This is a genomic window from Pseudomonas sp. Irchel 3E19 (genome assembly GCF_900187585.1).
GTDB lineage: Bacteria > Pseudomonadota > Gammaproteobacteria > Pseudomonadales > Pseudomonadaceae > Aquipseudomonas > Aquipseudomonas baetica.
The window spans coordinates 151,906-174,078 of the sequence record NZ_FYDT01000006.1; the positions used below are offsets into that span (position 1 = coordinate 151,906).

The following is a 22,173-nucleotide window of genomic DNA, read 5'->3' on the forward strand; positions in this document are numbered from 1 at the left end:
CGAGATGGCAAGGTTTCTGCTTAGTCACCTGTGACCCATGCACTGATGCAGTCGCTGTGACGAATGCAGTGCGGCAGGCGGAACGGGGAGTTTCGTCTGATGCGGTTAGCTGGCGTCAGTCGGGCGGTCAAGGCCGACGATGCGTTACAAAGCCAGGCACTGCGCTTAGACTTGAGTCGGGTTTGTTTTCCTGGGGCAAGTCCACCAATTCGGGAGAGAGTTTTCATGAAGCTAGTCACTGCCATCATCAAGCCGTTCAAGTTGGACGACGTGCGCGAGTCGCTGTCCGAAATCGGCGTGCAGGGCATTACCGTTACTGAAGTCAAAGGCTTCGGCCGGCAGAAGGGTCACACCGAGCTGTATCGCGGCGCGGAATATGTGGTCGATTTTCTGCCCAAGGTGAAAATCGACGTGGCCATCGACGACAAGGATCTGGATCGGGTTATCGAGGCGATAACCAAAGCGGCCAACACCGGCAAGATCGGTGACGGCAAGATCTTCGTGGTCAATCTGGAACAGGCGATTCGCATCCGTACCGGCGAAACCGATACCGACGCGATCTAAGCGCCGCCACAAACCCCAACGCCCCAGGAGAAAACAATATGACTCTGCGTAAATTCGCAGGGCTAGGAGCCCTGTTGTCTATCGTAATGCCCGGCCTTGCTATGGCGGCAGACGAAGTGGCGGCCCCGGTCCTCAATTCTGGCGACACTGCCTGGATGCTCACCTCGACGGCACTTGTGCTGTTCATGACCATCCCCGGCCTGGCGCTGTTCTACGGCGGCATGGTTCGCTCGAAAAACATTCTTTCCGTGATGATGCAGTGCTTCGCCATTACCGGTCTGATCAGCATCCTGTGGGTCATTTATGGCTACAGCATTGCGTTCGACACCACCGGCATGGAGCAGGGCGTCGTCAATTTCAACTCGTTCTTCGGCGGCATGGGCAAGGCGTTCCTCGCCGGTGTCACGCCTTCGAGCGTGACTGGCCCGGCCGCGCTGTTCCCTGAGGCGGTGTTCATCACCTTCCAGATGACCTTCGCGATCATCACCCCGGCGCTGATCGTCGGTGCGTTCGCCGAGCGGATGAAGTTCTCCGCGATGCTGATCTTCATGGCTATCTGGTTCACCCTGGTTTATGCACCGATCGCGCACATGGTCTGGTCCGGCAACGGCGGCCTGATGTGGGACTGGGGCGTGCTCGACTTCGCGGGCGGCACCGTGGTGCACATCAACGCCGGTGTGGCCGGTCTGATTGCCTGCCTGGTATTGGGCAAGCGCAAAGGCTTCCCGACCACCCCGATGGCCCCGCACAACCTCGGCTATACCCTGATGGGCGCGGCGATGCTGTGGGTCGGCTGGTTCGGCTTCAACGCTGGCTCCGCTGCTGCGGCCAACGGCACTGCCGGTATGGCGATGCTGGTCACTCAGATTGCTACTGCCGCCGCCGCGCTGGGCTGGATGTTCGCGGAGTGGGTCACCCACGGCAAACCAAGCGCTCTGGGCATCGCCTCGGGTGTGGTTGCCGGTCTGGTGGCGATCACTCCGGCTGCCGGTACCGTGGGCCCGATGGGCGCACTGGTGATCGGTCTGGCGGCGGGCGTGGTGTGCTTCTTCTGCGCCACCACCCTGAAACGCAAACTCGGTTATGACGATTCCCTCGACGCATTTGGCGTACACGGTATCGGCGGTATCCTCGGCGCAATCCTCACCGGTGTGTTCGCTGCACCTGCTTTGGGTGGTTTCGGCACCGTTACCGATATCGGCGCGCAAGTGTGGATTCAGGTCAAAGGCGTTGGCTTCACGGTGATCTACACCGCGATCGTCACCTTCATCATCCTCAAGGTTCTGGACGCCGTCATGGGTCTGCGTGTAACCGAGGAAGAAGAGTCGGTGGGCCTGGATCTGGCACAACACAACGAACGCGGCTACAACCTGTAAGTACGCGCACTAAAAAACTTGCCCGGTTCGCCGGGCATTTTTTTGTCTGGAGTTTGTCATTCAAGACACTGCTGAAAGGATTTTTCGTACGCCTTTAGTCGCGTTTACGACGGGTGTTTTTCTGCGGGCAATGGCTTACATCATTGCAGGAATATTAGGGCCTTTGTTTTTTCCCAGAGCGCGCTAGAATGCGCCCCGAACGTGCGGAGAACTGTATGTGGCAACAGACTCTGATAACCCTGCGGGCAAGGCCCCGGGGCTTTCATCTGGTAACGGACGAGTTACTCGCCGGCCTGCCTGAACTCAAGGCATGTCGGGTCGGTCTGTTGCATTTGTGGCTGCAGCATACCTCGGCGTCGTTGACCATCAACGAGAACGCCGATCCGGCGGTTCGTCGCGACTTCGAACGATTTTTCAATCGTCTGATCCCACAAGGAACAGACGGCTATGAGCATAACGACGAAGGCCTGGACGACCTCCCGGCGCACTTCAAGGCCAGCGTGCTTGGCTGCCAGATCAGTCTGCCGGTTTCGGCAGGTCGGTTGGCACTGGGCACCTGGCAACGCGTTTATCTGGGCGAGCACCGTGATCATGGCGGAGCCCGTAAAGTCCTCGCCACCTTGCACGGTGAAGGGGCATAGCCGCTGGTCAGCAGCGGCGAACGATTTTTTAACGGCAACTTTCGACAGTTGCCAAAGCTGGTCTATAACTAATCTGCTTTTCGCAAGTCATGAGGTAGAACATGAGCGACGATGATCTGGAAAACGACGACCTCGAAGTAGGCGACGAAGACGAGGCCGAGGAAGGCCTGGAAGCAGCAGCGGAAGACGTTGCTGACGACGATGGCGGCGAAGATACGCCGGCCCCGGCTGCCAAAGGCAAAGCCAAGGCTGCGGTGTCGGTAGACGATTTGCCGAGCATTGAAGCCAAGAACAAGGAGCGCGACGCCCTGGCCAAGGCCATGGAAGAGTTCCTGTCGCGCGGCGGCAAGGTGCAGGAAGTGGAGGCCAATGTGGTCGCCGATCCGCCCAAGAAGCCGGACAACAAGTACGGCAGCCGCCCTATCTGAGGCGTGCCGCTTGCTTGCTGAAAAAGCCCGCCGTCGCTGCGGGCTTTTTCATGAGTGAAATAAAGCAACTGAAGTAAATGCAATTCCCTTGTGGGAGCGAGCCTGCTCGCGAAAGCGGTGGGTCAGTCAACATCAGTATTGAATGACAGAATGCCTTCGCGAGCAGGCTCGCTCCCACAGGGGGTAGTAGATCAGTTCGAGGGGGCATTCCAGCGTGCGAGCACCGCTGGCAGGTCGCTCAGGCTACGGATTTCGGCATCCGGCAAGCGATCCGCTTCCCAGGCTTTACCCGTCGGGTTGAACCAGATCGCCCGCAACCCGGCCTGCTGCGCCCCGGCAATGTCATCGCCCGGATGATCACCGATGTGTACGGCGGTTTTGGCCGTGGCGCCACCGCGCTGCAAGGCTTCGTGGAACAACCGGGCATCCGGTTTGGCGATGCCGATATCTTCCGCGCACAACGCAAACTTGAAGTAGTCCGCCAGGCCCAATCGACGCACATCGGCATTGCCATTGGTGACTACGCCAAGCGAGTAGTGATTGGCAAGAATCTCCAGCACCGGCTCGACTTCAGGGAACACTTCGATCTGATGCCGCGCATGCAGAAACACTTCAAAGCTCTTGTCCGCCAGTTCCGACGCCTCGCCATGGCTGTAACCAGCCTCTTCCAGCGCATGGAACAACACCCGCCGACGCAACGCGCTGATGCGGTGCTTGAGTCCCGGCTCATTGGCCAGCACTCGCTCGCGGATTCCCCACAAATGCTCGACCGGTACCGCGCCCAGATTCGGCGCATGTTCGCTCAGCCATTCACGCAAAATCGCTTCGGCGCTGACGATGACCGGGGCGGTGTCCCACAGGGTGTCGTCGAGGTCGAAGGTGATCAACTGGATGCTCATGAATCGTCGCCTTTCATGCGTTTGGCCCGTGGGTGGGCGCTGTCGTAGACCGCCGCCAGGTGCTGGAAGTCCAGGTGGGTGTAGATCTGCGTGGTCTTGATGTCCGAGTGGCCGAGCAGTTCCTGCACGGCACGCAGGTCTTGCGAGGACTCCAGCAAGTGGCTGGCGAAGGAGTGGCGCAGCATGTGCGGGTGCAGGTTCTGCCCCAGTTCACGCTCACCGGCCAGTTTGACCCTTACCTGAATCGCCCGTGGCCCGAGACGCCGACCTTGCTGGCTGACGAATACGGCGTCGTCCGCCGGGTTGGTCATGGCCCGCAGCGGCAGCCACTGTTCAAGGGCTTCGCGGGCCTTTTTGCCGACCGGCAGCAGGCGGGTCTTGCTGCCCTTGCCGAGCACCTGAACCATGCCGTCGGCCAGATCGAGCTGATCGAGATTGAGCCCGGTCAGCTCCGACAAGCGCAGGCCGGAGGAGTAGAACAACTCCAGAATCGCCTGATCACGCCGCGCCAGAAAGTCATCCTCGACCGCACCTTCAAGCAGTTGCAGTGCGCGGTCGGTATCAAGGGTTTTCGGCAGGCGACGCTCACCTTTCGGCGGCGCCAGACCCGTGGCCGGATCATGGTCGCAAAGACCTTCGCGATTCAGATAGTGATAAAGCCCGCGCACCGCCGACAGCAGCCGCGCGAGGCTGCGCGAGGATTGTCCCTGCGCATGCAAGCGGGCGATTAGGCTGCGCAGGCGCTGAATATCCAGCGCTGCCCAGCTGCCGATGTTCTGTTTCACGCACCAGCCAAGGACTTTGTCGAGGTCGCGGCGGTAGGCCGACAGCGTGTGCGGCGACACCTGTCGCTCACTGCGCAAGTGTTCGCAGTAAGCGTCCAGTTGTCGTTCCATGTTCAGCGTACCGAGCGCAGGGAGCTGTTGACCCGTGGCAGCACGCGGCCCATGACTTCGGCGATATAGCTTAAGAACAGCGTACCGACCGAACTCTTGTAGTGCTGCGGATCACGGCTGGCGATCGCCAGAATGCCGTGGATGCCTTGATGGCTGACCGCAACCACGGCGGTAGAGCCGATTTGCTTGCGCTGTTCTTCGCCGAAGAGGAAGTCCAGTTCATGCTCGCGCAGGCTGCCGCTGACGCTTTTGCCTTCGGTGAGCAAGCCGCCGATGGCGACTTGGGCGTCAGCGTGGGTAACCCAGCGACCGACCGGTGCCGGGTTGTCACCGAGCAGGATCAGGCTGACAAAAGGCACCTGAAAATCCTGACGCAGACTGTCTTCGACGCTGATCACCACGTCTTCCAGGCTGGAGGCGTCCATCAGGGCGAGGATCAGGCGACGAGTCTTGTCGAACAGGCGATCGTTGTCGCGGGCGACGTCCATCAAATGCGAGAGGCGGTGACGCATCTCGATGTTGCGGTCGCGCAGGATAGTCATCTGCCGCTCGACCAGCGAAACGGTGTCACCGCGCTGGTGAGGAATGCGCAAGGCGGGCAGCAGTTCTTCATGCTCGACGAAGAAGTCCGGATGAGCCTCAAGGTATGCGGCAACCGCTGCCGCCTCCAGGCTTTCGGACGCAGATTCGTCGGACTGTCGGGCGGGTACCTGAGGCTTATCGGTCATGGTTTCTGCTCACTCAAAGACGTACTTGTCCTTCGTATACACGCACTGCCGGGCCGGTCATCAACACCGGTTGGCCAGGGCCTGCCCATTCAATGGACAGACGCCCGCCGGGCAGGTCGATCAACAGCGGCGAATCCATCCACCCCTGACTGATGGCCGCAACCGCCGCCGCACAAGCGCCGGTGCCGCAGGCCTGGGTTTCCCCGGCGCCGCGTTCCCACACGCGCAATTGCGCGCGGTGGCGGTCGATGACCTGGAGGAAACCGACATTGACCCGCGCCGGGAAGCGCGGGTGATGTTCGATTTTCGGCCCCAGTTCATGCACTGGGGCGCTGTTGATGTCCTGCACGCGCAGCACGGCGTGTGGGTTGCCCATCGACACGGCAGCCAGTTCGACCGTGGTGCCGTCGACTTCCAGCTGATAGCTGGTGGCCTGCGCCGGTGCTTCGAACGGAATGTCCGCCGGCACCAGGCGCGGAGCGCCCATGTTCACGCCGATCTGGCCGTCGTTACGCACGTCCAGTTCGATGATGCCGCCCTTGGTCTCGACGCGAATCTGCCGCTTGGCGGTCAGACGCTTGTCGAGCACGAAACGCGCGAAGCAGCGTGCACCGTTGCCGCACTGCTCAACTTCGGAACCGTCGGAGTTGAAGATCCGATAACGGAAATCCACCTCCGGGTTGCTCGGCGCTTCGACGATCAGCAACTGGTCGAAACCGATGCCTGTGTGCCGATCACCCCATTGCTTGGCGTGTTTGGGTTGAATATGCGCGTGCTGGCTGACCAGGTCGAGAACCATGAAGTCGTTGCCCAGGCCGTGCATTTTGGTAAAACGCAGCAGCATGGGTTACTCCGGCAGCAGGCTTTCGCCGGCAAACAGCTCGGCCACGGTTTCGCGGCGACGCACTTCAAAGACCTGATCACCGTCCACCAGCACCTCGGCGGCACGGCCGCGGGTGTTGTAGTTGGAAGCCATCACGAAACCGTAGGCGCCGGCCGAATGCACCGCCAGCAAGTCGCCTTCTTCCAGCGCAAGCTCACGGTCCTTGGCGAGGAAGTCGCCGGTTTCGCAGATCGGGCCGACCACGTCGTATTTACGCGCAGCGGTGTCGCGCGGTTTGACCGCGGTGACGTCCATCCATGCCTGATACAGCGCCGGACGGATCAGGTCGTTCATCGCCGCGTCGACGATGGCGAAATCTTTGTGTTCGGTGTGCTTGAGGTACTCGACTTGCGTCAGCAGCACGCCAGCGTTGGCGACGATGAAGCGGCCCGGCTCGAACACCAGCGCCAGATCGCGACCGTCCAGACGCTCGCGCACGGCTTTGATGTAGTCGGCGGCCAATGGCGGCTCTTCATCGCGATAACGCACACCCAAACCACCACCGAGATCGATGTGGCGCAGGTGAATGCCGCAATCGCCGAGACGGTCGACCAGATCCAGCAGGCGGTCGAGGGCGTCGATGAACGGCGGTAATGTAGTCAGTTGCGAACCGATGTGGCAATCGACACCGATCACTTCCAGATTCGGCAGGTGCGCGGCGCGCACGTACACGTCTTCGGCGTCGGCAATGGCGATGCCGAACTTGTTCTCTTTGAGACCGGTGGAAATGTACGGGTGGGTGCCAGCATCGACGTCGGGGTTGACGCGCAGCGAGACCGGCGCGCGAACGCCCAGCTCGGCGGCCACCACTTGCAGGCGCTCCAGCTCGTCGGTGGACTCGACGTTGAAGCAGTGCACGCCGACTTCCAAAGCGCGACGCATGTCATCACGGGTCTTGCCGACACCGGAGAACACGATCTTGTCGGCGCTGCCGCCAGCGGCCAGCACGCGTTCCAGTTCACCACGGGACACGATGTCGAAACCGGCGCCGAGGCGGGCCAGGACATTCAGCACGCCGAGGTTGGAGTTGGCTTTGACCGCGAAGCAGACCAGATGCGGCATGCCGGCCAGCGCATCGGCGTAGGCCCGATACTGGGCTTGGATGTGCGCGCGCGAGTAAACATAGGTGGGCGTGCCGAAACGGTCGGCGATGGCGGACAGCGCCACACCTTCCGCGAACAGCTCCCCGCCACGGTAGTTAAAAGCGTCCATGGCGATCCCTTATTGGTAGACGTCGTGCTTGTGTGCTTTGGACGGCTGCTTTTGCGAAGACTGGGCTTGTTCGGCCGGGTCCTGATCGTCATCGGGCAGGTACAGCGGGCCTTTTTGACCGCAGGCCGAAACAAGGCAGGCAACCGCGACGAGCGCAGCAAGGGAAGAGATCAGGCGCTTCATGGCGAAATCCTTGAAAATGCGTTAATTGCGCCGGAGTATACCGGCCACCCGGCAGCTTGCCTATGTGATGGCCCACCCGTCCGGCGGGGCTCCCGAGAAGCGCATGATTCCCTGTGGGAGCGAGCCTGCTCGCGAATGCGGTGTGTCAGCCAGCAATAGTGTTGAATGTGCCGGCCATTCGCGAGCAGGCTCGCTCCCACAGGGTTCGGCGTTGTATGGGCCAACGGGTCCTTGGTCGTTAATCTTTGCAATCGGCCGGAAGCGTCCGTATCTTTCGGCGCTTGAGCCTGATCAGACATTTTTTGAGGTTGCCGCAATGAGTTTGTCCGAAGCCCGTTTCCACGATCTGGTCGATGAAACCCAGGAAAAACTGGAAGACATCTTTGACGAGAGCGACCTGGACATCGATCTGGAAAGTTCGGCCGGCGTGCTGACCGTCAAGTTCGAAAACGGCTCGCAGCTGATCTTCAGCCGTCAGGAGCCATTGCGTCAGCTGTGGCTGGCGGCGGTGTCCGGTGGTTTCCACTTCGACTACGACGAAGAAAGCGAACGCTGGATGTGCGACAAGAGCGAAGAGCAACTGGGTGAAATGCTCGAGCGCATCGTCAAGCAACAGGCCGGCGCCGAATTCGATTTCGAAGGTCTGTGATTCCGTGACTGACACCGCTCCCGTTCGTCCGCCCAAGCCGCTTTACAGCAACGTCAGCCCGGCGGTGCCTTCGCCGTGCAGCGGCGTGTGCCGGCTGGATGAACACAAGGTCTGCCTCGGCTGTTTCCGGCATGTCGAAGACATTCGTGAGTGGCGCTCGGCGGACGATGAGCGGCGGCGAGTGATCGTTACCCAGGCACAGCAACGCGGTGCCAACAGGGCGTGACTTGTATATTTTTTGAGCTGTGATAGTGTCCGAACACGCCTCAACCCACCGAGGCTCGGTGAAAACCCCGTCTTTTTTGGCGGGGTTTTGCTTTTTTAGTGTGCAGAAGAAAGGAGTCTGCCCGGATCATGACCGCACCTTCCATCACCCTTACCCGTCTGGACGTGCAACGTCTGGAACGCCTGATTGACAGCCTGGATGACACGCTGCCGGGTGTTATTGCGCTGCAAACCGAACTGGACCGCGCCGATACAGTGGTCGGCCACGATGAAGTGCCCGCCGATGTCGTGACGATGAATTCCCGTGTGCACTGCCGCGAAGAGGGCAGTGGCAAGGATTACCACCTGACGCTGGTGTATCCCAAGGATGCCAACGCCGACGAAGGCAAGATTTCCATTCTGGCACCGGTCGGCAGTGCGCTGCTGGGCCTGAAGGTCGGTCAGCACATCGACTGGCCCGCGCCGGGCGGCAAGACCCTGAAGCTGAACTTGCTGGAAGTCGAATCGCAGCCAGCCAACGGCGGTGAATTTCGCGAGTAACCCCGCCTTAGACCTGTTCGAGCGCCGCGTTCAGGGCGCGCTCCAGATCCGCCTTGTAGCGCAGATACAGATTGCTTGAACTTTGCCCGTCACCGAGCAGGCTCGAGAGGTCCAGGTCGGTGATGTAGCAGCGATAACGTTCGGTTTCGCGGCGCTGCTCGACGATCTGCCGGGCGACCACGCTGAACAGCTGGTCGCCATATTCCAGCTCGCTGAATTCCCGTTGATTGCAATACAGGGTGACCTGCACTTCCTCCGGTGCGGCTTTGCCGACAATCGCCTGCACGTCGTAGAAAGGTTTGTTGACCGGCGTCTGCGGCGCTGGCTGGGCTTCGACCCGTCGCGCCCGTCCCGGGCCTGAGGGCAACAACTGGTAATACAAAGTTTCGAGACGGGCCGAGGGGGCGGCATCCATCGGCAGCAACGCTTCGCGCCGGTACTGGATCGATTGCAGGAAGCGCTGTAGCGGTACCAGCAGACTTTGCTCGTCGTGATACGGCAAGTGCTGTTGCCACAACGCGTTGAATTCATCGAGCACGTACAGTTCGGCCTGCTGCTCGGTAATCCGGTAGAACACCTGAATGCAGTCTGGCTGGCCCATCGGCAGGATCAGCGCGAGGTCGTGATCCTCCAGCGCCATCGGGTCAAGATGCAGCGGGCTGTAGCGCGCCAGTTCTTCGCCGAGGTAATCGAGCAATGCCGGCAGGGTGGCGAGGGCAACATGGTTGACCTGGCCCGGTACCAATTCCAGCACGTGATAGTGCTGTTGCACCTGGATCAGATAGCGATGATTCAAATCGCTGAGCAGCAAATTCTGCGCAGTGTCGACCACCTCTTCGACACGCCGGGCGATGAATTGCGCACGGTTGTGGCAGAAGCAGCGCACCTTCAGCGAAGGTTGCAGCGCCCCGCGAGGCAAGTTGTTGAGGTAATCGCGCAGGCAATCGAGCAGGGCGTGGGGGCCGTCGAAGCGGTTGACCAGTACTTCGTTCCAACTGTTGAGCGTGACCTGATCCAGCGTCAGCACCAGATTTTCGCGCACACCGGCGTAGCTCAGCGAATCGGTGCGCTCGGTGGTCATCAGGATGTTCAGGTCGCGGTGATGCTTGAGCGGGTCGACACCGACATTGACCAGCATCAGCACCTCGCTCGGCACCGCAGCGCGCAGCAACGGCTCTTCGGCAACGGTGGGCAAGGGCAGGGCGATGCTTTGTTGCAGGCTGCCGAGCAGGTTGAACAGTTCGAACTCGCTCAAGTCGCTGTTGCCAGGATGCAGGGCCAGGCGGGTGCTGCTGTCGATCACACCGTTGCGATGGCACCAGGTCAGCAGTTCGAGCAACTCGCGGCTGCGTTTGATCGGCGCGAAATGTTCCCACTCCAGTGCCGTCAGGCTGCCGTTGTACAGGCCCCACTGGGTTTGCCCCGGCTCCTTCTTGTTGCGCGACTGCACCAGGGTCAGGGTGTCTTCGGCCAGATCCGGGGCGATGCCGGGGTTGATGAACTCGACCTTGTCAGCCTTGCGTTCGAACGCGGCATAAAGCCTGCGACCGAGGACGTTGAGATCACGTTTGTTGATCAGGCTGACGGTCTGTTCGGTGCGGGCAAATTGGGTCAGGAAGCGATAGCTGTAGTTCAGCTCATTGACCAGCGCGCGGCGTTCGGCGCTGACCTGGCGGACTTTCCACTGGCTGCGGCTGTCGAGCAGCGCCAGTTGCCGCTGATCCCAATGCCATTCATTGGCCAAACGTTCGAGCAGCGAGCGCTGCCAGCCTTGGCTGCGACTGCTGCCGGTGAGCTTGCGGTTGACCTTCAGATACAGTGCGCGGCGCACCAGCTCGAGGCGCTCCGGCTCCTTACGCGCAGTGAGGTATTCCTCGATGCGCCGATACACGACCATGTACGGATCCAGTTCATCCAGATCGAGCTGGTTGGCGTACACCGCTTGCTTGTAGCGCAGACTCAGACACTGCACTGTCGGGTGCTCGCTGGCGTAGACCTCGGTCAGCAGCAGCTTGAGCACCGATTTGTAGGGTGACTCGATGCCCTTGAACAACTGCCATAGTCCGGCACCGATGAACTCGCCCGGCGGAATCGTCGCCAGATGTCCGAGGTCGAGGGTTTCTTCCGCGCGGATGAAACGTTTGGACAGCAGCGTGTGGGTGTAAAGGTCGTAGGCGTTTTCTTCGTAGACCGGCACCAGCCACCAGATTGGCGTGCGCCCGGCCAGCCAGATCGCGGTGCGGTAGAACTCGTCCAGCAGTAGATAGTGCTGGGTGGTGCCGCAGTTTTCCGAACTGAGTTGGCTGTCACGTTCGCCTTTGACGAAACGCACCGGATCGATCAGAAAGAAATGCGCCTCGGCGCCCTGGCTCGCCGCCCAGGTTTCGAGCAACTGGCATTTCTTGTGCAATTCAGCGAGTTCACTTTCGCTCAGGTCCGGCGCGTGGCAAACCCACACGTCCATATCGCTTTGATCAGCTTGAGCCAGCGTGCCGAGGCTGCCCATCAGGAACAGACCGTGAATCGGTCGTGGCGGATTGCTGCCGTGGCGTGGCTTGTAGGAGAACGAGCGGGTCAGACGCTGGGCTTCGGCAAGGGCATTGGCATCCGGCTCGTAATTCGACAGACCGGCCGGCGTACTGCCCGAGACATAACCAGGCAACAGTGGATGATTGACGTGAAAGAACAGTGGCAGCAGCGTCAGCACGCCTTGTTGGCGCGTCGACAAGCCTTCCAGTGCTCGGCCCAGTCGACCTTCATTGAGTTTGAGAAAACGCGCGCGCAGTTGGCTGAGTACCTTGCGGTCGACTCCCTCGTCCAGGTCGGGGCGGATTTCGTGGGTGCGCGTCATGTCAGCTCAAACCGGCTCGCAGGCTCGGAGGTGAAGGGTCTCGGATTGTCGGCAGTTTAGCCTCTGCGCACCGGGACTTTTAAGCTGAATTTGTTTTTTGACGTCAGGTTTCTATCGCTGGGTGTCAGAGTGGGCCCGCGGAAATCCCGTGGCAGGAGTTCCCGTGGGCAAAGTCGAGGAGGATCAGGCTGTTTCTTGCTCTTTCAGAATGGTCAGCACCGTTTGCACATTTTGCGCGGCATCACGACCCAGGCTGGTCAGATAACCGCCATCGGGCTGATCGGTGAGTTCTTTTTCAAAGAGGCGTTGGGCGGCAGCAATGTGCTTCGGGGCAGCGGTCTGATGAATTTTCAAACCTTCCTGGGAACTGTCCAGGGGAAAGAGTGCAAGGACTTCCAGTTCGGCAACCAACTCAGGGGTAAGCGACATAAGGACTCCAGACTTTCTAGGAATTGGACGACAGCGCCCCTAAGGTGAACCTGCCGGCGCGGACTGTCCAGTGTGCGCGTCAGGGTTTTTGTCCGGGGGCGGATTCCAGTGTAGTCAGGGTCTGGCGGAAGGCTGGATGGATGGGTGACAAATTGTGTGGGAGCAGGCCCGCTCCCACGGTTAGCTGCGCGGTTACTGCTTTTCGGGTGGCAACTCAGGCAGCGCACGCAATGCGGTTTCATACCATTGGGTATCAAACGCACGGTCTTCATCGAGCATCGCGTCAATCTCGAAAGCCAACACATGGGCCATCAGATTGAGGATCTCTTCGCGCTCGACCCCCACCAGAGTGAGCTTATTGAACGTGGCTTTAGCCGCTGGCGGGTTGTCGCTTTCGATCTGGTTCTCGATCGCTTCGATCAGCGTGCTCTCGGTGAACTCTTCTTCGTCGTTGTCGATGTCTGTCGGCTCGCTCATGGCAGGCTCCTCAAGGAAAGGCGCCAGTTTACCTGCATTCAGCGGCGTGATGCTGCTGGCGGGAATCGGCCGTCCGATCTATAAAAAGACACTGCCCACCCCGCACGGCCTGGAGGCTATGTGATGCTCAAGCTCTACGGATTTTCTGTCAGCAACTACTACAACATGGTCAAACTGGCGCTGCTGGAAAAAGGCCTGCCGTTCGAAGAGGTCGCGTTCTATCCCGCGCAGACCCCGGATTCGCTGGCCATCAGCCCGCGCGGCAAGGTGCCGGTGCTGGGCGTCGATGCCGGGTTCATCAACGAGACTGCGATCATCCTCGAATACCTCGAACAGACCCAGAAAGGTACACCGCTGCTGTCACGCGACCCGTTCGAACGGGCGCAGGTGTTGGCGATTGCCAAGGAAATCGAGTTGTATATCGAGCTGCCAGGGCGCGCCTGTTATGGCGAAGCGTTTTTCGGCATGACGTTGCCGGAGGCGATCAAGGAAAAGACCAAAACCGAATTGCTATTGGGCTTTGCGGCGCTCGGCCGCCACGGCAAATTCGCCCCGTATGTGGCGGGCGACAGTCTGAGCATCGCGGATTTGTACTTCCTTTACAGCGTGCCGCTGGCCTGTGCGGTGGGGCAGAAGCTGTTCGGGATTGATTTTCTGGCAGAGTTGCCGCAGGCGAAGGCGCTGCTGGAGCGGCTTGAACAGAATCCGCATGTGCAGAAGATTGCGGCGGACAAGGAGGCGGCGATGCCGGCGTTTTTGGCGATGATCGCTGCCAAGAAGTGAGATTTGTAGTGTTGTGAAGGACGCTTTCGCGAGCAAGCCCGCTCCCACATTTGGATTTATGTTGTACACAGAATCTGTGACCGACATAAATCCCCTGTGGGAGCGGGCTTGCTCGCGAAGCTTTTGCTGTTAGCGGCTGGCGATCAGCGCCTGACCGCGAACGACCGCTGCCTTGACCTGCGCCGGCGCAGTTCCGCCGATATGGTCACGGGCATTCACCGAGCCTTCCAGGGTCAGTACGGCAAACACGTCCTGTTCGATCTGGTCGCTGAACTGACGCAGTTCTTCCAGGCTCATTTCCGCCAGATCCTTGCCAGTGTCCACGCCGTACTTCACCGCGTGGCCAACGATTTCGTGGCAGTCACGGAACGGCAGACCACGACGCACCAGATAATCCGCCAGGTCAGTCGCGGTGGAGAAACCGCGCAGGGCCGCTTCACGCATGATCGCGTGTTTCGGCTTGATCGCCGGGATCATGTCGGCGAACGCACGCAGTGAATCACGCAGGGTGTCAGCGGCGTCGAACAGCGGCTCTTTGTCTTCCTGGTTGTCCTTGTTGTAGGCCAGCGGCTGGCCTTTCATCAGGGTCAGCAGGCCCATCAGCGCGCCGAATACACGGCCGGTCTTGCCGCGCACCAGCTCAGGCACGTCGGGGTTTTTCTTTTGCGGCATGATCGAGCTGCCGGTGCAGAAGCGATCCGGCAGATCGATGAACTGGAATTGCGCGCTGGTCCACAGCACCAGCTCTTCGGAGAAACGCGACAGGTGCATCATCGCGATGCTCGCGGCCGAGCAGAATTCGATGGCGAAGTCGCGATCGGAAACGTTGTCCAGCGAGTTGCCGCCCACGGCATCGAAGCCCAGCAGTTGCGCGGTGTATTCGCGGTCGATCGGGTAGGTGGTGCCAGCGAGTGCGGCGCTGCCCAGCGGCATGCGGTTGGTGCGCTTGCGGCAGTCGACCAGACGTTCGTAGTCGCGGCTGAGCATTTCGAACCAAGCCAGCATGTGGTGCCCGAACGTCACTGGCTGCGCGGTCTGCAAGTGCGTGAAGCCCGGCATGATGCTGGCGGCTTCGCGCTCGGCTTGCTCCAGAAGGCCTTTCTGCAGGCGGGTGATCTCGGCCAGGATCAGGTCGATCTCGTCACGCAGCCACAGGCGGATATCAGTGGCCACCTGGTCGTTACGGCTACGCCCTGTGTGCAGCTTTTTGCCGGTGACACCGATGCGGTCGGTCAGGCGCGCTTCGATGTTCATGTGCACGTCTTCGAGGTCGATGCGCCAGTCGAACTGGCCGGCCTCGATTTCGCCCTGAATGGTCTTCAGGCCATCGATGATGGTGTCGCGCTCGGCATCGGTCAGCACGCCGACCTTGGCCAGCATGGTGGCGTGGGCGATCGAGCCCATGATGTCGTGGCGATACAGGCGCTGGTCGAAAGTGACGGAGGCGGTGAAGCGGGCGACGAAGGCGTCGACGGGTTCACTGAAGCGGCCGCCCCAGGACTGATTGGTCTTGTCAGTGCTCATGAATTCGCTCGTATCGGCTTGAAGAAAAAAGGCGTGAAACGCTGGCGCGGATAATAACAGGGTTGCCAATCCTGTCGCTGACACCGGTCGATACGTTTTTTTCTCATCGCGTCATGCATAGTCGGCGCGTTCTCCCGGGAATTTGCGCAACGATATTTTTCGATTGAGCAATATCGGCCCGACGAGCGTCTACAGTTGGACATAAGGGTTGGCGCAAGTCAGATCGCGCAAAGGTCTGGCTGCCGACTATAAGAAGAGGGGGTGGGTGTATTGTCCTTGGGCAAACACCGCGCAAAGCGCAGGAAACAGCGGGCATCGAGCAGTACGACCCGGGCACTGGCAAATATTGCTGGCCGACGTACGGCACTTTTTGGCGCTCGGGCTAGTCTTAGCGTGGATCGCGGTGACGGACGTCACTTCACCTGTCTACGCTATCCTTGTGCGAGACTCACGCAGGAATCCAGCGCAATATGAATGTCCTGATCGTTGATGACGAACCACTGGCTCGCGAGCGCCTCAGCCGAATGGTGAGCGAGCTCGAGGGTTATACAGTCCTGGAGCCCAGCGCCACGAATGGCGAAGAGGCGTTGGCACTGATCGACAGCCACAAGCCGGATATCGTGCTGCTCGATATCCGCATGCCGGGCCTCGATGGCCTGCAGGTTGCTGCCCGACTGTGCGAACGCGAAACGCCGCCCGCCGTGGTGTTTTGCACCAGCCCCGATGAATTTGCCGTGGAAGCCCTGCAGGCCAGCGCCGTGGGCTATGTGGTGAAACCCGTGCGAACCGAACATCTGCATGACGCCTTGAGAAAGGCTGAACGCCCCAATCGGGCGCAACTCTCGGCCCTGACCCGTCCCGCTGCCGAAAGCGGCACCGGCCCGCGCAGTCACATCAGTGCCCGCACCCGCAAAGGCATCGAACTGATCCCGCTGGATCAGGTGGTCTACTTTATCGCCGACCACAAATACGTGACCCTGCGCCACGAGGCCGGTGAAGTGCTGCTGGACGAACCGCTCAAGGCCCTCGAAGACGAATTCGGCGAGCGCTTCGTGCGTATCCACCGCAACGCGCTGGTCGCCCGCGATCGCATCGAGCGTCTGCAACGCACACCGCTGGGGCATTTCCAGCTGTTCCTCAAAGGACTCAATGGTGACGCGCTGATTGTCAGCCGCCGGCATGTGGCGGGTGTGCGCAAAATGATGCAGGGCCTTTAACCCGGTCATTCCGGGTGGTTTTCACTTCTCGTTACCAGGCGTTGCAGGCCAGGGAGGCCACGCCGTTCTGATTCAAGTCAAAGTGGATTTGGCTGAGCTGTTATTATCCGCCGTATCTATTCAGTACGGATTGATCCATGTCCTCTCGCGAAATCCGCATCGCCACCCGTAAAAGTGCGCTGGCCCTCTGGCAGGCCGAATACGTCAAAGCCCGTCTGGAAGCGGCCCATCCGGGTCTGCTGGTGACGCTGGTGCCCATGGTCAGTCGCGGCGACAAGCTGCTTGATTCGCCGCTGTCGAAAATCGGCGGCAAGGGCCTGTTCGTCAAGGAACTGGAAACCGCGCTGCTGGAAAACGAAGCTGATATCGCCGTGCACTCGATGAAAGACGTGCCGATGGACTTCCCCGAAGGCCTCGGTCTGTTCTGCATCTGCGAGCGCGAAGACCCGCGTGATGCCTTCGTTTCCAATACCTACGCAAGCCTTGAGGCGTTGCCGGCCGGCAGCATCGTCGGCACTTCCAGCCTGCGTCGTCAGGCGCAGTTGTTGACCCGCCGTCCTGATCTGCAAATCCGCTTTCTGCGCGGCAACGTCAACACCCGTCTGGCCAAGCTCGATGCCGGTGAGTACGACGCGATCATCCTCGCCGCGGCCGGTTTGATCCGTCTCGGTTTCGAAGACCGTATCACTTCGGCCATCAGCGTCGACGACAGTCTGCCGGCCGGCGGTCAAGGTGCAGTCGGTATCGAATGTCGCAGCGTCGACACAGAAATCCACGTCTTGCTGGCGCCGTTGCACCATGCCGATACCTCCTCGCGCGTCACCGCTGAACGCGCCCTCAACAAGCATTTGAATGGCGGCTGCCAAGTGCCGATCGCCTGCTATGCCGTGCTCGAAGGCGAGCAATTGTGGCTGCGAGGTCTGGTGGGCGAGCCGAGTGGCGGCAGGCTGATCAGCGCCGAAGCCCGGGCACCACGCGGCGATGCCGAAGCGTTGGGGGTGAAGGTCGCCGAAGACTTGCTTGGCCAGGGCGCGGAGGAAATTCTCAAGGCAGTTTACGGCGAGGCAGGTCACGAGTGACTGCCTGGCGCCTGCTGCTGACGCGCCCTGCGGATGACTGTGCGGCGCTCGCCGAAAACCTGGCCGGGCAGGGGATTTTTAGCAGTTGCCTGCCGCTTTTGGAAATTGCGCCGTTACCGGTTTCTGAGAAGATCGCCCGGGCGATAGGGCAATTGTCGGGTTGCAGCGCGGTGATCGTGGTCAGCAAACCTGCAGCGCGTATTGCGCTGCAACTGCTCGATGCCTATGGGCCGCCGTCACCGGCGATGCCATGGTTCAGCGTCGGTGCGGCGACGGCGCAGATTCTCAAGGGTCACGGCCTCGACGTGAGCTTCCCGGTCGATGGCGATGACAGCGAAGCATTGCTGCAATTGCCGCGTCTGCGTGAGGCCGTGGCCCGGCCCGGTGCGCAGGTGTTGATTCTGCGTGGCGAGGGTGGTCGTGAGTTGCTCGCCGAGCGCCTGCGCGAGCTAGGTGCTAGTGTCGAGTATCTGGAATTGTATCGACGTGACCTGCCAGCCTATGCGCCGCAAACACTGCCGCGGCGGATCGAAGCGGAACGCTTGAACGGGCTGGTGGTCAGCAGTGGACAGGGTTTCGAGCACTTGCGCCAGATGGCCGGCGATGGCTGGCCGACGATTGCGCGGTTGCCGTTGTTTGTTCCAAGCCCAAGGGTCGCCGAGCTGGCACGTGCCGCCGGGGCCCAAACAGTTGTGGATTGCCGCGGCGCGAGTGCCGCGGCTTTGCTGACGGCGTTACGGGAGTATCCCGTGCCCGTTCTCTAATGCAAAGGATGGATACGTGAGCGAAACAGCCTTGCCAAAAGATGACGTCCAACCAGTGATTGATGCGCCGGTTGAAACTCCACCGCCGGCCAAAGAGCCACACCGAGGCAATGGCCTGGCCATCGTCGCCCTGTTGCTCGGCGCTGCCGGTGTCGCGATCGGTGGCTGGGGAGTCTGGCAGGTGCGTCACCTGCAAACCAATACTCAGCAACAGTCGGGTCAGGTGCAGGCGTTGAACGATCAGGCGCAGAGTCTGAAACTCAACGAACAGCGCCTGACCGAGCGCCTTGCGCAGTTGCCAGGTGCCGACGAACTCGCCGAGCGCCAGCGTCTGGTCGCGCAGCTTCAAGGCGATCAGCAACGCCTCAATCAGCGTCTGGAAACCGTCCTTGGCGCCAGCCGCAAGGATTGGCGTCTGGCCGAGGCCGAGCACCTGCTGCGGCTTGCCAGCCTGCGTCTGTCGGCGTTGCAGGACATCAGCAGTGCTCAGGCCCTGGTGCAGGGTGCTGACGAAATCCTCCGTGAACAGAACGATCCCGGTTCGTTTGCTGCCCGTGAGCAAGTGGCCAAAACCCTGGTCGCGTTGCGCAGCACCGAGCAGCCAGATCGCACCGGGTTGTTCCTGCGTCTGGGGGCGCTGCGTGATCAGGTCATCGACCTCACCGAGCTGGCGCCGGAGTACAAGGATCGCGGTGAGTCGCTGCTCGGCCTGACCGCCGATGGTGATGGCGCCAGTCGCTGGGCGCAGTGGTGGGATAAGGTCTCGCGCTACATCCGTATCGATTTCGACGCAGACAAGAATGTGAAGCCGCTGTTGGCCGGGCAAAGTCTGAGTCAGGTGCGTCTGGCCCTGAGCCTGGCGCTGGAGCAGGCGCAGTGGGCAGCCCTCAATGGTCAGGCGCCGGTGTACACCCAGGCACTGGCCGAGGCGCGCGACGTTCTCAAAGGCAACTTCAATCCGGACAATGCGCAAAGCAAAGTGATGCTCGAACAGGTTGGCGAGCTGAGCAAGGAGCCGGTCACCGTTAATACGCCGGATCTGACCGGCACCCTGAGTGCGGTCCAGGCTTATCTCGAGCGGCGTAACGTCAACGCCCAAGAGTCGGTGAAACCCTTCGCCAAGCCTGCCGCCAGCACCGCGCAGGAGGCCACGCCATGAAACGCCTCTATGTGATCGTGTTTCTGGTGATCGCGGCGACGGCGGCGCTGGGCCTGGCGATTGCCGAGCATTCCGGTTACGTGCTGGTCGCTTACAAGAGCTTCCGTTACGAGTCGAGTCTGTGGGCGACGTTGGCGCTGATCGCGGTGTTGTGGTTGTTGATCTGGGGCATCAAGGCCCTGGTCGAGTTGGTCATGACGTCCAGTGGCGTGGTCAATCCATGGTCCCGGCGTAACCGCAGCCGTCGTGTGCAGGTGGCGATCGAGCACGGTCAACTGGATCTGGCCGAAGGTCGCTGGGCCAGCGCCCAGCGTCATCTGTATCGCGCCGCTGAAGCCGAACGCCAACCACTGCTGTATTACCTCGGCGCTGCCCGCGCGGCGAACGAGCAAGGCAATTACGAGGAGTCCGATCGTCTGCTTGAGCGCGCTCTGGAGCGTCAGCCCCAAGCGGAACTGGCGATTGCCTTGAGTCACGCACAGTTGCAGACCGATCGTGGCGACACTGACGGTGCGCTGGTGACCTTGCAGGCAATGCACGAGCGCCATCCACATAACGTGCAGACGCTGCGTCAGTTGCAGCGTCTGTATCAGCAGCGCGGCGAATGGTCGGCGGTGATTCGCCTGCTGCCGGAACTGCGCAAGGACAAAGTCCTGCCGCCCACCGAACTGGCGGAGCTGGAGCGCCGTGCCTGGGGTGAAAACCTGTCGCTGGCAGCACAGCGTGAAGAGGATGGCACGGTGGGTCTGCAGTCACTCAATCGCGCCTGGCAGCAGTTGACCTCGGCGCAGCGTCAGGAACCGCCACTGGTACTGGCTTACGCCGAGCAACTGCGTCAGCTGGGTGCTCAGGTCGAAGCAGAGGAGGTGCTGCGCACGGCCCTCAAGCGCAAGTACGACAGTCATCTGGCGCGGCTTTACGGTCTGGTGCGTGGCAGCGATCCGGCGCGTCAACTGCAAACTGCTGAAGGTTGGCTCAAGGATCATCCGGGCGATCCGAGCTTGCTGTTGACTCTGGGGCGGTTGTGTCTGCAATCGAGTCTGTGGGGCAAGGCTCGCGACTATCTTGAAAGCAGCCTGCGTGTGCAGCGTAATCCGGAGGCCTGTGCAGAACTGGCACGCCTGCTTGCGCAGCTCGGCGACACAGGGCGCAGCAACCAACTGTTCCAGGAAGGCCTGGGCTTGCTGGATGAACGCCTGCTTGCCGCGCCTTTGCCGGCACCGGCTAACGTGTGAAACGACGAGGGAGTTCGCTCCCTCGTATCTGTTTCGCGAGCGAATATTTACCCATTTTCAGCGGCTCGGACAAAGTCCTACAAGGGGCTACACCGATTCCTCGTCAACCTGTCGGGATTTCCCTACACCTCTGGTGAAGTGTCGGCAGGCACTCGCCTTGAAAGGCTGACACGCTTTCCTCTACCGTAACTGTCTGTCTCTACTGTTACGGATAAGCCATGTCGTTGGCCTGCTCACGCTCCTTGTTTTTCATGGCTTTCACCGCAGGGGCTCTGGCCCTGGGAGCTTCCTATTATCTTGAATACGCGATCGGGCTGACACCGTGCAGCCTGTGTCTGGTGCAGCGCTTTTTCATGGTGTTGCTGACGGTCTGCTGCGGGCTGGCTGCGGTGCATGGTCCCGGGCGTGTCGGTCTGTCGGTGTACTGGGTCGCAGCCTTTGGCGCGAGCCTGGGAGGCACCACGGCGGCCTGGCGGCAGGTGTTGCTTCAGGGCGATACATTGTCGCAACTGGCCAGCTGTGCTCCGGACTCCGAAGCCTTGTTCAGCAGCCTGCCCTGGCTGTGCGCGACCGCGCGGATGTTTAAAGGCAGTGCCGACTGCGTTGAGATCTCCTGGACGCTGTTCGATTTGAGCATCCCGGAGTGGAGCCTGCTGTTCTTTGTCGCGATGTCGATTTTTGCGGTTTATCAATTGCTGCGTCTGGTCTGGAGCGCTCTGCAACGACCGCTCAGCGGCGAAGCGTCGCACCGGGTGCTGGTCGAGGATTAAACACTTGTATGAACTTTTACTCCTGCGTACCTTGAAGCCATAAGCGTGCGGGCATAATCTGGCCCGCACGTGTCATTGGATTTATGTTGCTCGATGACGCTCTGCCCGACCGTCCCCCAGGCCAAAACCAAAAGCGGGACGCGGGTGTAGAGCAGCATGACCCACAAGGGAAGAGAGATTGCCATGCTCGAAAGTTGTCAGAATGCTCAGGAACGTTGGGGTGGGGTTCATCTGCTGATCGACCGCTGGTTGCAAGAGCGTGAAGATCTGATCGGTGCCTACGACAAACTCGGCGCGGAGCCTCAGACGTTGTCCGAGAACCGCAAGCCCTTGCAGGAGTTCTGCGGTGTGCTGGTCGATTACGTCTCGGCCGGGCACTTCGAAATCTACGAACAGCTGACCGGTGAGGCCAAGGCGTTCAACGACAAGCGTGGCTTGGAGCTCGCCGAGACGATCTATCCGCGCATCGATGTCATCACCGAAAAGCTTCTCGCGTTCAACGACCTTTGCGATGAAGGCAAATGCGTCGCGGAGAAATTCAAGGAGCTTGGCGGCCTGCTTCACGAACGATTCGAACTGGAAGACTGCTTGATTGAAGTGCTGCACACGGCACACAAGGAAGAAGATTCAGTTCAGGTCTGACTGACGCTTTGAACAAAAA

25 protein-coding genes are annotated in these 22,173 nt (G+C 60.6%); 15 read left to right on the forward strand and 10 right to left on the reverse strand.

Features of this window, described 5'->3' with window-relative positions:
* The first annotated feature begins 225 nt into the window (after positions 1-225).
* The 4 genes from glnK (at position 226) to sutA (ending at position 3,009) form a co-directional block, all read left to right on the forward strand.
* Positions 226-564: a P-II family nitrogen regulator gene (gene glnK / locus CKW18_RS06195; protein WP_002555808.1), complete on the forward strand. Its 339-nt coding sequence runs from the start codon at positions 226-228 to the stop codon at positions 562-564.
* A 38-nt stretch (positions 565-602) separates the two neighbouring features.
* Entirely contained in the window at positions 603-1,940 is a 1,338-nt protein-coding gene (locus CKW18_RS06200) for an ammonium transporter (protein ID WP_095187949.1), read from the forward strand.
* A gap of 215 nt (positions 1,941-2,155) precedes the next feature.
* Positions 2,156-2,581 (forward strand): secondary thiamine-phosphate synthase enzyme YjbQ, encoded by a 426-nt coding sequence (locus tag CKW18_RS06205; RefSeq protein ID WP_095187950.1) that lies wholly within the window; start codon positions 2,156-2,158, stop codon positions 2,579-2,581.
* Positions 2,582-2,682: 101 nt separating this feature from the next.
* Positions 2,683-3,009 (forward strand): transcriptional regulator SutA, encoded by a 327-nt coding sequence (gene sutA, locus CKW18_RS06210; protein ID WP_042561721.1) that lies wholly within the window; start codon positions 2,683-2,685, stop codon positions 3,007-3,009.
* A gap of 191 nt (positions 3,010-3,200) precedes the next feature.
* On the opposite strand, the gene CKW18_RS06215 is transcribed toward sutA, so the two are convergent.
* From CKW18_RS06215 to CKW18_RS06240, 6 genes are read right to left on the reverse strand one after another with little or no spacing between them, the layout of a single operon-like run.
* The gene (locus CKW18_RS06215; protein WP_095187951.1) at positions 3,201-3,908 is read right to left on the reverse strand and encodes an HAD family hydrolase; all 708 of its coding nucleotides are present in this window, start codon (positions 3,906-3,908) and stop codon (positions 3,201-3,203) included.
* The gene (gene xerC / locus CKW18_RS06220) at positions 3,905-4,804 is read right to left on the reverse strand and encodes a tyrosine recombinase XerC (protein ID WP_007950060.1); all 900 of its coding nucleotides are present in this window, start codon (positions 4,802-4,804) and stop codon (positions 3,905-3,907) included. The genes CKW18_RS06215 and xerC overlap by 4 nt, the downstream gene beginning before the upstream one ends.
* A 2-nt stretch (positions 4,805-4,806) precedes the next feature.
* The gene (locus tag CKW18_RS06225; protein WP_095187952.1) at positions 4,807-5,532 is read right to left on the reverse strand and encodes a DUF484 family protein; all 726 of its coding nucleotides are present in this window, start codon (positions 5,530-5,532) and stop codon (positions 4,807-4,809) included.
* A 13-nt stretch (positions 5,533-5,545) separates the two neighbouring features.
* Positions 5,546-6,376 (reverse strand): diaminopimelate epimerase, encoded by an 831-nt coding sequence (gene dapF / locus CKW18_RS06230; RefSeq protein ID WP_095187953.1) that lies wholly within the window; start codon positions 6,374-6,376, stop codon positions 5,546-5,548.
* A gap of 3 nt (positions 6,377-6,379) precedes the next feature.
* Positions 6,380-7,627 (reverse strand): diaminopimelate decarboxylase, encoded by a 1,248-nt coding sequence (gene lysA, locus CKW18_RS06235; RefSeq protein ID WP_095187954.1) that lies wholly within the window; start codon positions 7,625-7,627, stop codon positions 6,380-6,382.
* 9 nt (positions 7,628-7,636) lie between these two features.
* Positions 7,637-7,810: a lipoprotein gene (locus tag CKW18_RS06240; RefSeq protein WP_007911098.1), complete on the reverse strand. Its 174-nt coding sequence runs from the start codon at positions 7,808-7,810 to the stop codon at positions 7,637-7,639.
* A 316-nt stretch (positions 7,811-8,126) separates the two neighbouring features.
* On the opposite strand from CKW18_RS06240, the gene cyaY reads away from it, so the two are divergent.
* The 3 genes from cyaY (at position 8,127) to rnk (ending at position 9,224) form a co-directional block, all read left to right on the forward strand.
* Entirely contained in the window at positions 8,127-8,459 is a 333-nt protein-coding gene (cyaY, locus tag CKW18_RS06245; protein WP_077575013.1) for an iron donor protein CyaY, read from the forward strand.
* Between the two features lie 4 nt (positions 8,460-8,463).
* Positions 8,464-8,685 carry a DUF1289 domain-containing protein gene (locus tag CKW18_RS06250; protein ID WP_095187955.1) on the forward strand — a complete coding sequence of 74 codons (222 nt, stop codon included), beginning with the start codon at positions 8,464-8,466 and terminating at the stop codon, positions 8,683-8,685.
* Positions 8,686-8,813: 128 nt separating this feature from the next.
* Positions 8,814-9,224, forward strand: a complete 411-nt coding sequence (gene rnk / locus CKW18_RS06255) for a nucleoside diphosphate kinase regulator (protein ID WP_095187956.1) — start codon at positions 8,814-8,816, stop codon at positions 9,222-9,224.
* 7 nt (positions 9,225-9,231) lie between these two features.
* Here the strand turns inward: rnk and CKW18_RS06260 are convergent, their stop codons facing one another.
* From CKW18_RS06260 to CKW18_RS06270, 3 genes are all read right to left on the reverse strand, one after another.
* Entirely contained in the window at positions 9,232-12,075 is a 2,844-nt protein-coding gene (locus CKW18_RS06260; protein ID WP_095187957.1) for a class I adenylate cyclase, read from the reverse strand.
* A 183-nt stretch (positions 12,076-12,258) separates the two neighbouring features.
* Positions 12,259-12,504 (reverse strand): TIGR02647 family protein, encoded by a 246-nt coding sequence (locus CKW18_RS06265; protein WP_095187958.1) that lies wholly within the window; start codon positions 12,502-12,504, stop codon positions 12,259-12,261.
* Between the two features lie 192 nt (positions 12,505-12,696).
* Positions 12,697-12,981 carry a hypothetical protein gene (locus CKW18_RS06270; RefSeq protein WP_095187959.1) on the reverse strand — a complete coding sequence of 95 codons (285 nt, stop codon included), beginning with the start codon at positions 12,979-12,981 and terminating at the stop codon, positions 12,697-12,699.
* A gap of 123 nt (positions 12,982-13,104) precedes the next feature.
* Here CKW18_RS06270 and CKW18_RS06275 point away from each other — a divergent pair, with 123 nt between their 5' ends.
* Positions 13,105-13,764 carry a glutathione S-transferase gene (locus CKW18_RS06275; protein WP_095187960.1) on the forward strand — a complete coding sequence of 220 codons (660 nt, stop codon included), beginning with the start codon at positions 13,105-13,107 and terminating at the stop codon, positions 13,762-13,764.
* Positions 13,765-13,893: 129 nt separating this feature from the next.
* On the opposite strand, the gene argH is transcribed toward CKW18_RS06275, so the two are convergent.
* The gene (gene argH / locus CKW18_RS06280) at positions 13,894-15,288 is read right to left on the reverse strand and encodes an argininosuccinate lyase (RefSeq protein ID WP_095187961.1); all 1,395 of its coding nucleotides are present in this window, start codon (positions 15,286-15,288) and stop codon (positions 13,894-13,896) included.
* 470 nt (positions 15,289-15,758) lie between these two features.
* On the opposite strand from argH, the gene CKW18_RS06290 reads away from it, so the two are divergent.
* The 7 genes from CKW18_RS06290 to rsd all read left to right on the forward strand — a co-directional run bounded on the left by CKW18_RS06290 (position 15,759) and on the right by rsd (position 22,154).
* Positions 15,759-16,505 (forward strand): LytTR family DNA-binding domain-containing protein, encoded by a 747-nt coding sequence (locus CKW18_RS06290; protein ID WP_095187962.1) that lies wholly within the window; start codon positions 15,759-15,761, stop codon positions 16,503-16,505.
* Between the two features lie 137 nt (positions 16,506-16,642).
* Positions 16,643-17,584 (forward strand): hydroxymethylbilane synthase, encoded by a 942-nt coding sequence (hemC, locus tag CKW18_RS06295; protein WP_095187963.1) that lies wholly within the window; start codon positions 16,643-16,645, stop codon positions 17,582-17,584.
* Positions 17,581-18,348, forward strand: coding sequence for a uroporphyrinogen-III synthase (locus CKW18_RS06300; protein WP_095187964.1), 768 nt, complete (start codon positions 17,581-17,583; stop codon positions 18,346-18,348). The genes hemC and CKW18_RS06300 overlap by 4 nt, the downstream gene beginning before the upstream one ends.
* Positions 18,349-18,364: 16 nt before the next feature.
* Positions 18,365-19,507, forward strand: coding sequence for a uroporphyrinogen-III C-methyltransferase (locus CKW18_RS06305; protein WP_095187965.1), 1,143 nt, complete (start codon positions 18,365-18,367; stop codon positions 19,505-19,507).
* Positions 19,504-20,742: a heme biosynthesis protein HemY gene (locus CKW18_RS06310; protein WP_095187966.1), complete on the forward strand. Its 1,239-nt coding sequence runs from the start codon at positions 19,504-19,506 to the stop codon at positions 20,740-20,742. The genes CKW18_RS06305 and CKW18_RS06310 overlap by 4 nt, the downstream gene beginning before the upstream one ends.
* 218 nt (positions 20,743-20,960) lie before the next feature.
* Entirely contained in the window at positions 20,961-21,512 is a 552-nt protein-coding gene (locus CKW18_RS06315; protein ID WP_095187967.1) for a disulfide bond formation protein B, read from the forward strand.
* A gap of 183 nt (positions 21,513-21,695) precedes the next feature.
* The gene (rsd, locus tag CKW18_RS06320) at positions 21,696-22,154 is read left to right on the forward strand and encodes a sigma D regulator (protein ID WP_095187968.1); all 459 of its coding nucleotides are present in this window, start codon (positions 21,696-21,698) and stop codon (positions 22,152-22,154) included.
* The last annotated feature ends 19 nt before the right edge of the window (positions 22,155-22,173 follow it).

Excerpts from the sequence above, each read along its gene's own strand:
- glnK (WP_002555808.1), top strand. The coding sequence starts at position 226 with ATGAAGCTAGTCACTGCCATCATCAAGCCGTTCAAGTTGGACGACGTG.
- CKW18_RS06200 (WP_095187949.1), top strand. The coding sequence starts at position 603 with ATGACTCTGCGTAAATTCGCAGGGCTAGGAGCCCTGTTGTCTATCGTA.
- CKW18_RS06205 (WP_095187950.1), top strand. The coding sequence starts at position 2,156 with ATGTGGCAACAGACTCTGATAACCCTGCGGGCAAGGCCCCGGGGCTTT.
- sutA (WP_042561721.1), top strand. The coding sequence starts at position 2,683 with ATGAGCGACGATGATCTGGAAAACGACGACCTCGAAGTAGGCGACGAA.
- CKW18_RS06215 (WP_095187951.1), bottom strand. The coding sequence starts at position 3,908 with ATGAGCATCCAGTTGATCACCTTCGACCTCGACGACACCCTGTGGGAC.
- xerC (WP_007950060.1), bottom strand. The coding sequence starts at position 4,804 with ATGGAACGACAACTGGACGCTTACTGCGAACACTTGCGCAGTGAGCGA.
- CKW18_RS06225 (WP_095187952.1), bottom strand. The coding sequence starts at position 5,532 with ATGACCGATAAGCCTCAGGTACCCGCCCGACAGTCCGACGAATCTGCG.
- dapF (WP_095187953.1), bottom strand. The coding sequence starts at position 6,376 with ATGCTGCTGCGTTTTACCAAAATGCACGGCCTGGGCAACGACTTCATG.
- lysA (WP_095187954.1), bottom strand. The coding sequence starts at position 7,627 with ATGGACGCTTTTAACTACCGTGGCGGGGAGCTGTTCGCGGAAGGTGTG.
- CKW18_RS06240 (WP_007911098.1), bottom strand. The coding sequence starts at position 7,810 with ATGAAGCGCCTGATCTCTTCCCTTGCTGCGCTCGTCGCGGTTGCCTGC.
- cyaY (WP_077575013.1), top strand. The coding sequence starts at position 8,127 with ATGAGTTTGTCCGAAGCCCGTTTCCACGATCTGGTCGATGAAACCCAG.
- rnk (WP_095187956.1), top strand. The coding sequence starts at position 8,814 with ATGACCGCACCTTCCATCACCCTTACCCGTCTGGACGTGCAACGTCTG.
- CKW18_RS06260 (WP_095187957.1), bottom strand. The coding sequence starts at position 12,075 with ATGACGCGCACCCACGAAATCCGCCCCGACCTGGACGAGGGAGTCGAC.
- CKW18_RS06265 (WP_095187958.1), bottom strand. The coding sequence starts at position 12,504 with ATGTCGCTTACCCCTGAGTTGGTTGCCGAACTGGAAGTCCTTGCACTC.
- CKW18_RS06270 (WP_095187959.1), bottom strand. The coding sequence starts at position 12,981 with ATGAGCGAGCCGACAGACATCGACAACGACGAAGAAGAGTTCACCGAG.
- CKW18_RS06275 (WP_095187960.1), top strand. The coding sequence starts at position 13,105 with ATGCTCAAGCTCTACGGATTTTCTGTCAGCAACTACTACAACATGGTC.
- argH (WP_095187961.1), bottom strand. The coding sequence starts at position 15,288 with ATGAGCACTGACAAGACCAATCAGTCCTGGGGCGGCCGCTTCAGTGAA.
- CKW18_RS06290 (WP_095187962.1), top strand. The coding sequence starts at position 15,759 with ATGAATGTCCTGATCGTTGATGACGAACCACTGGCTCGCGAGCGCCTC.
- hemC (WP_095187963.1), top strand. The coding sequence starts at position 16,643 with ATGTCCTCTCGCGAAATCCGCATCGCCACCCGTAAAAGTGCGCTGGCC.
- CKW18_RS06310 (WP_095187966.1), top strand. The coding sequence starts at position 19,504 with ATGAAACGCCTCTATGTGATCGTGTTTCTGGTGATCGCGGCGACGGCG.
- CKW18_RS06315 (WP_095187967.1), top strand. The coding sequence starts at position 20,961 with ATGTCGTTGGCCTGCTCACGCTCCTTGTTTTTCATGGCTTTCACCGCA.
- rsd (WP_095187968.1), top strand. The coding sequence starts at position 21,696 with ATGCTCGAAAGTTGTCAGAATGCTCAGGAACGTTGGGGTGGGGTTCAT.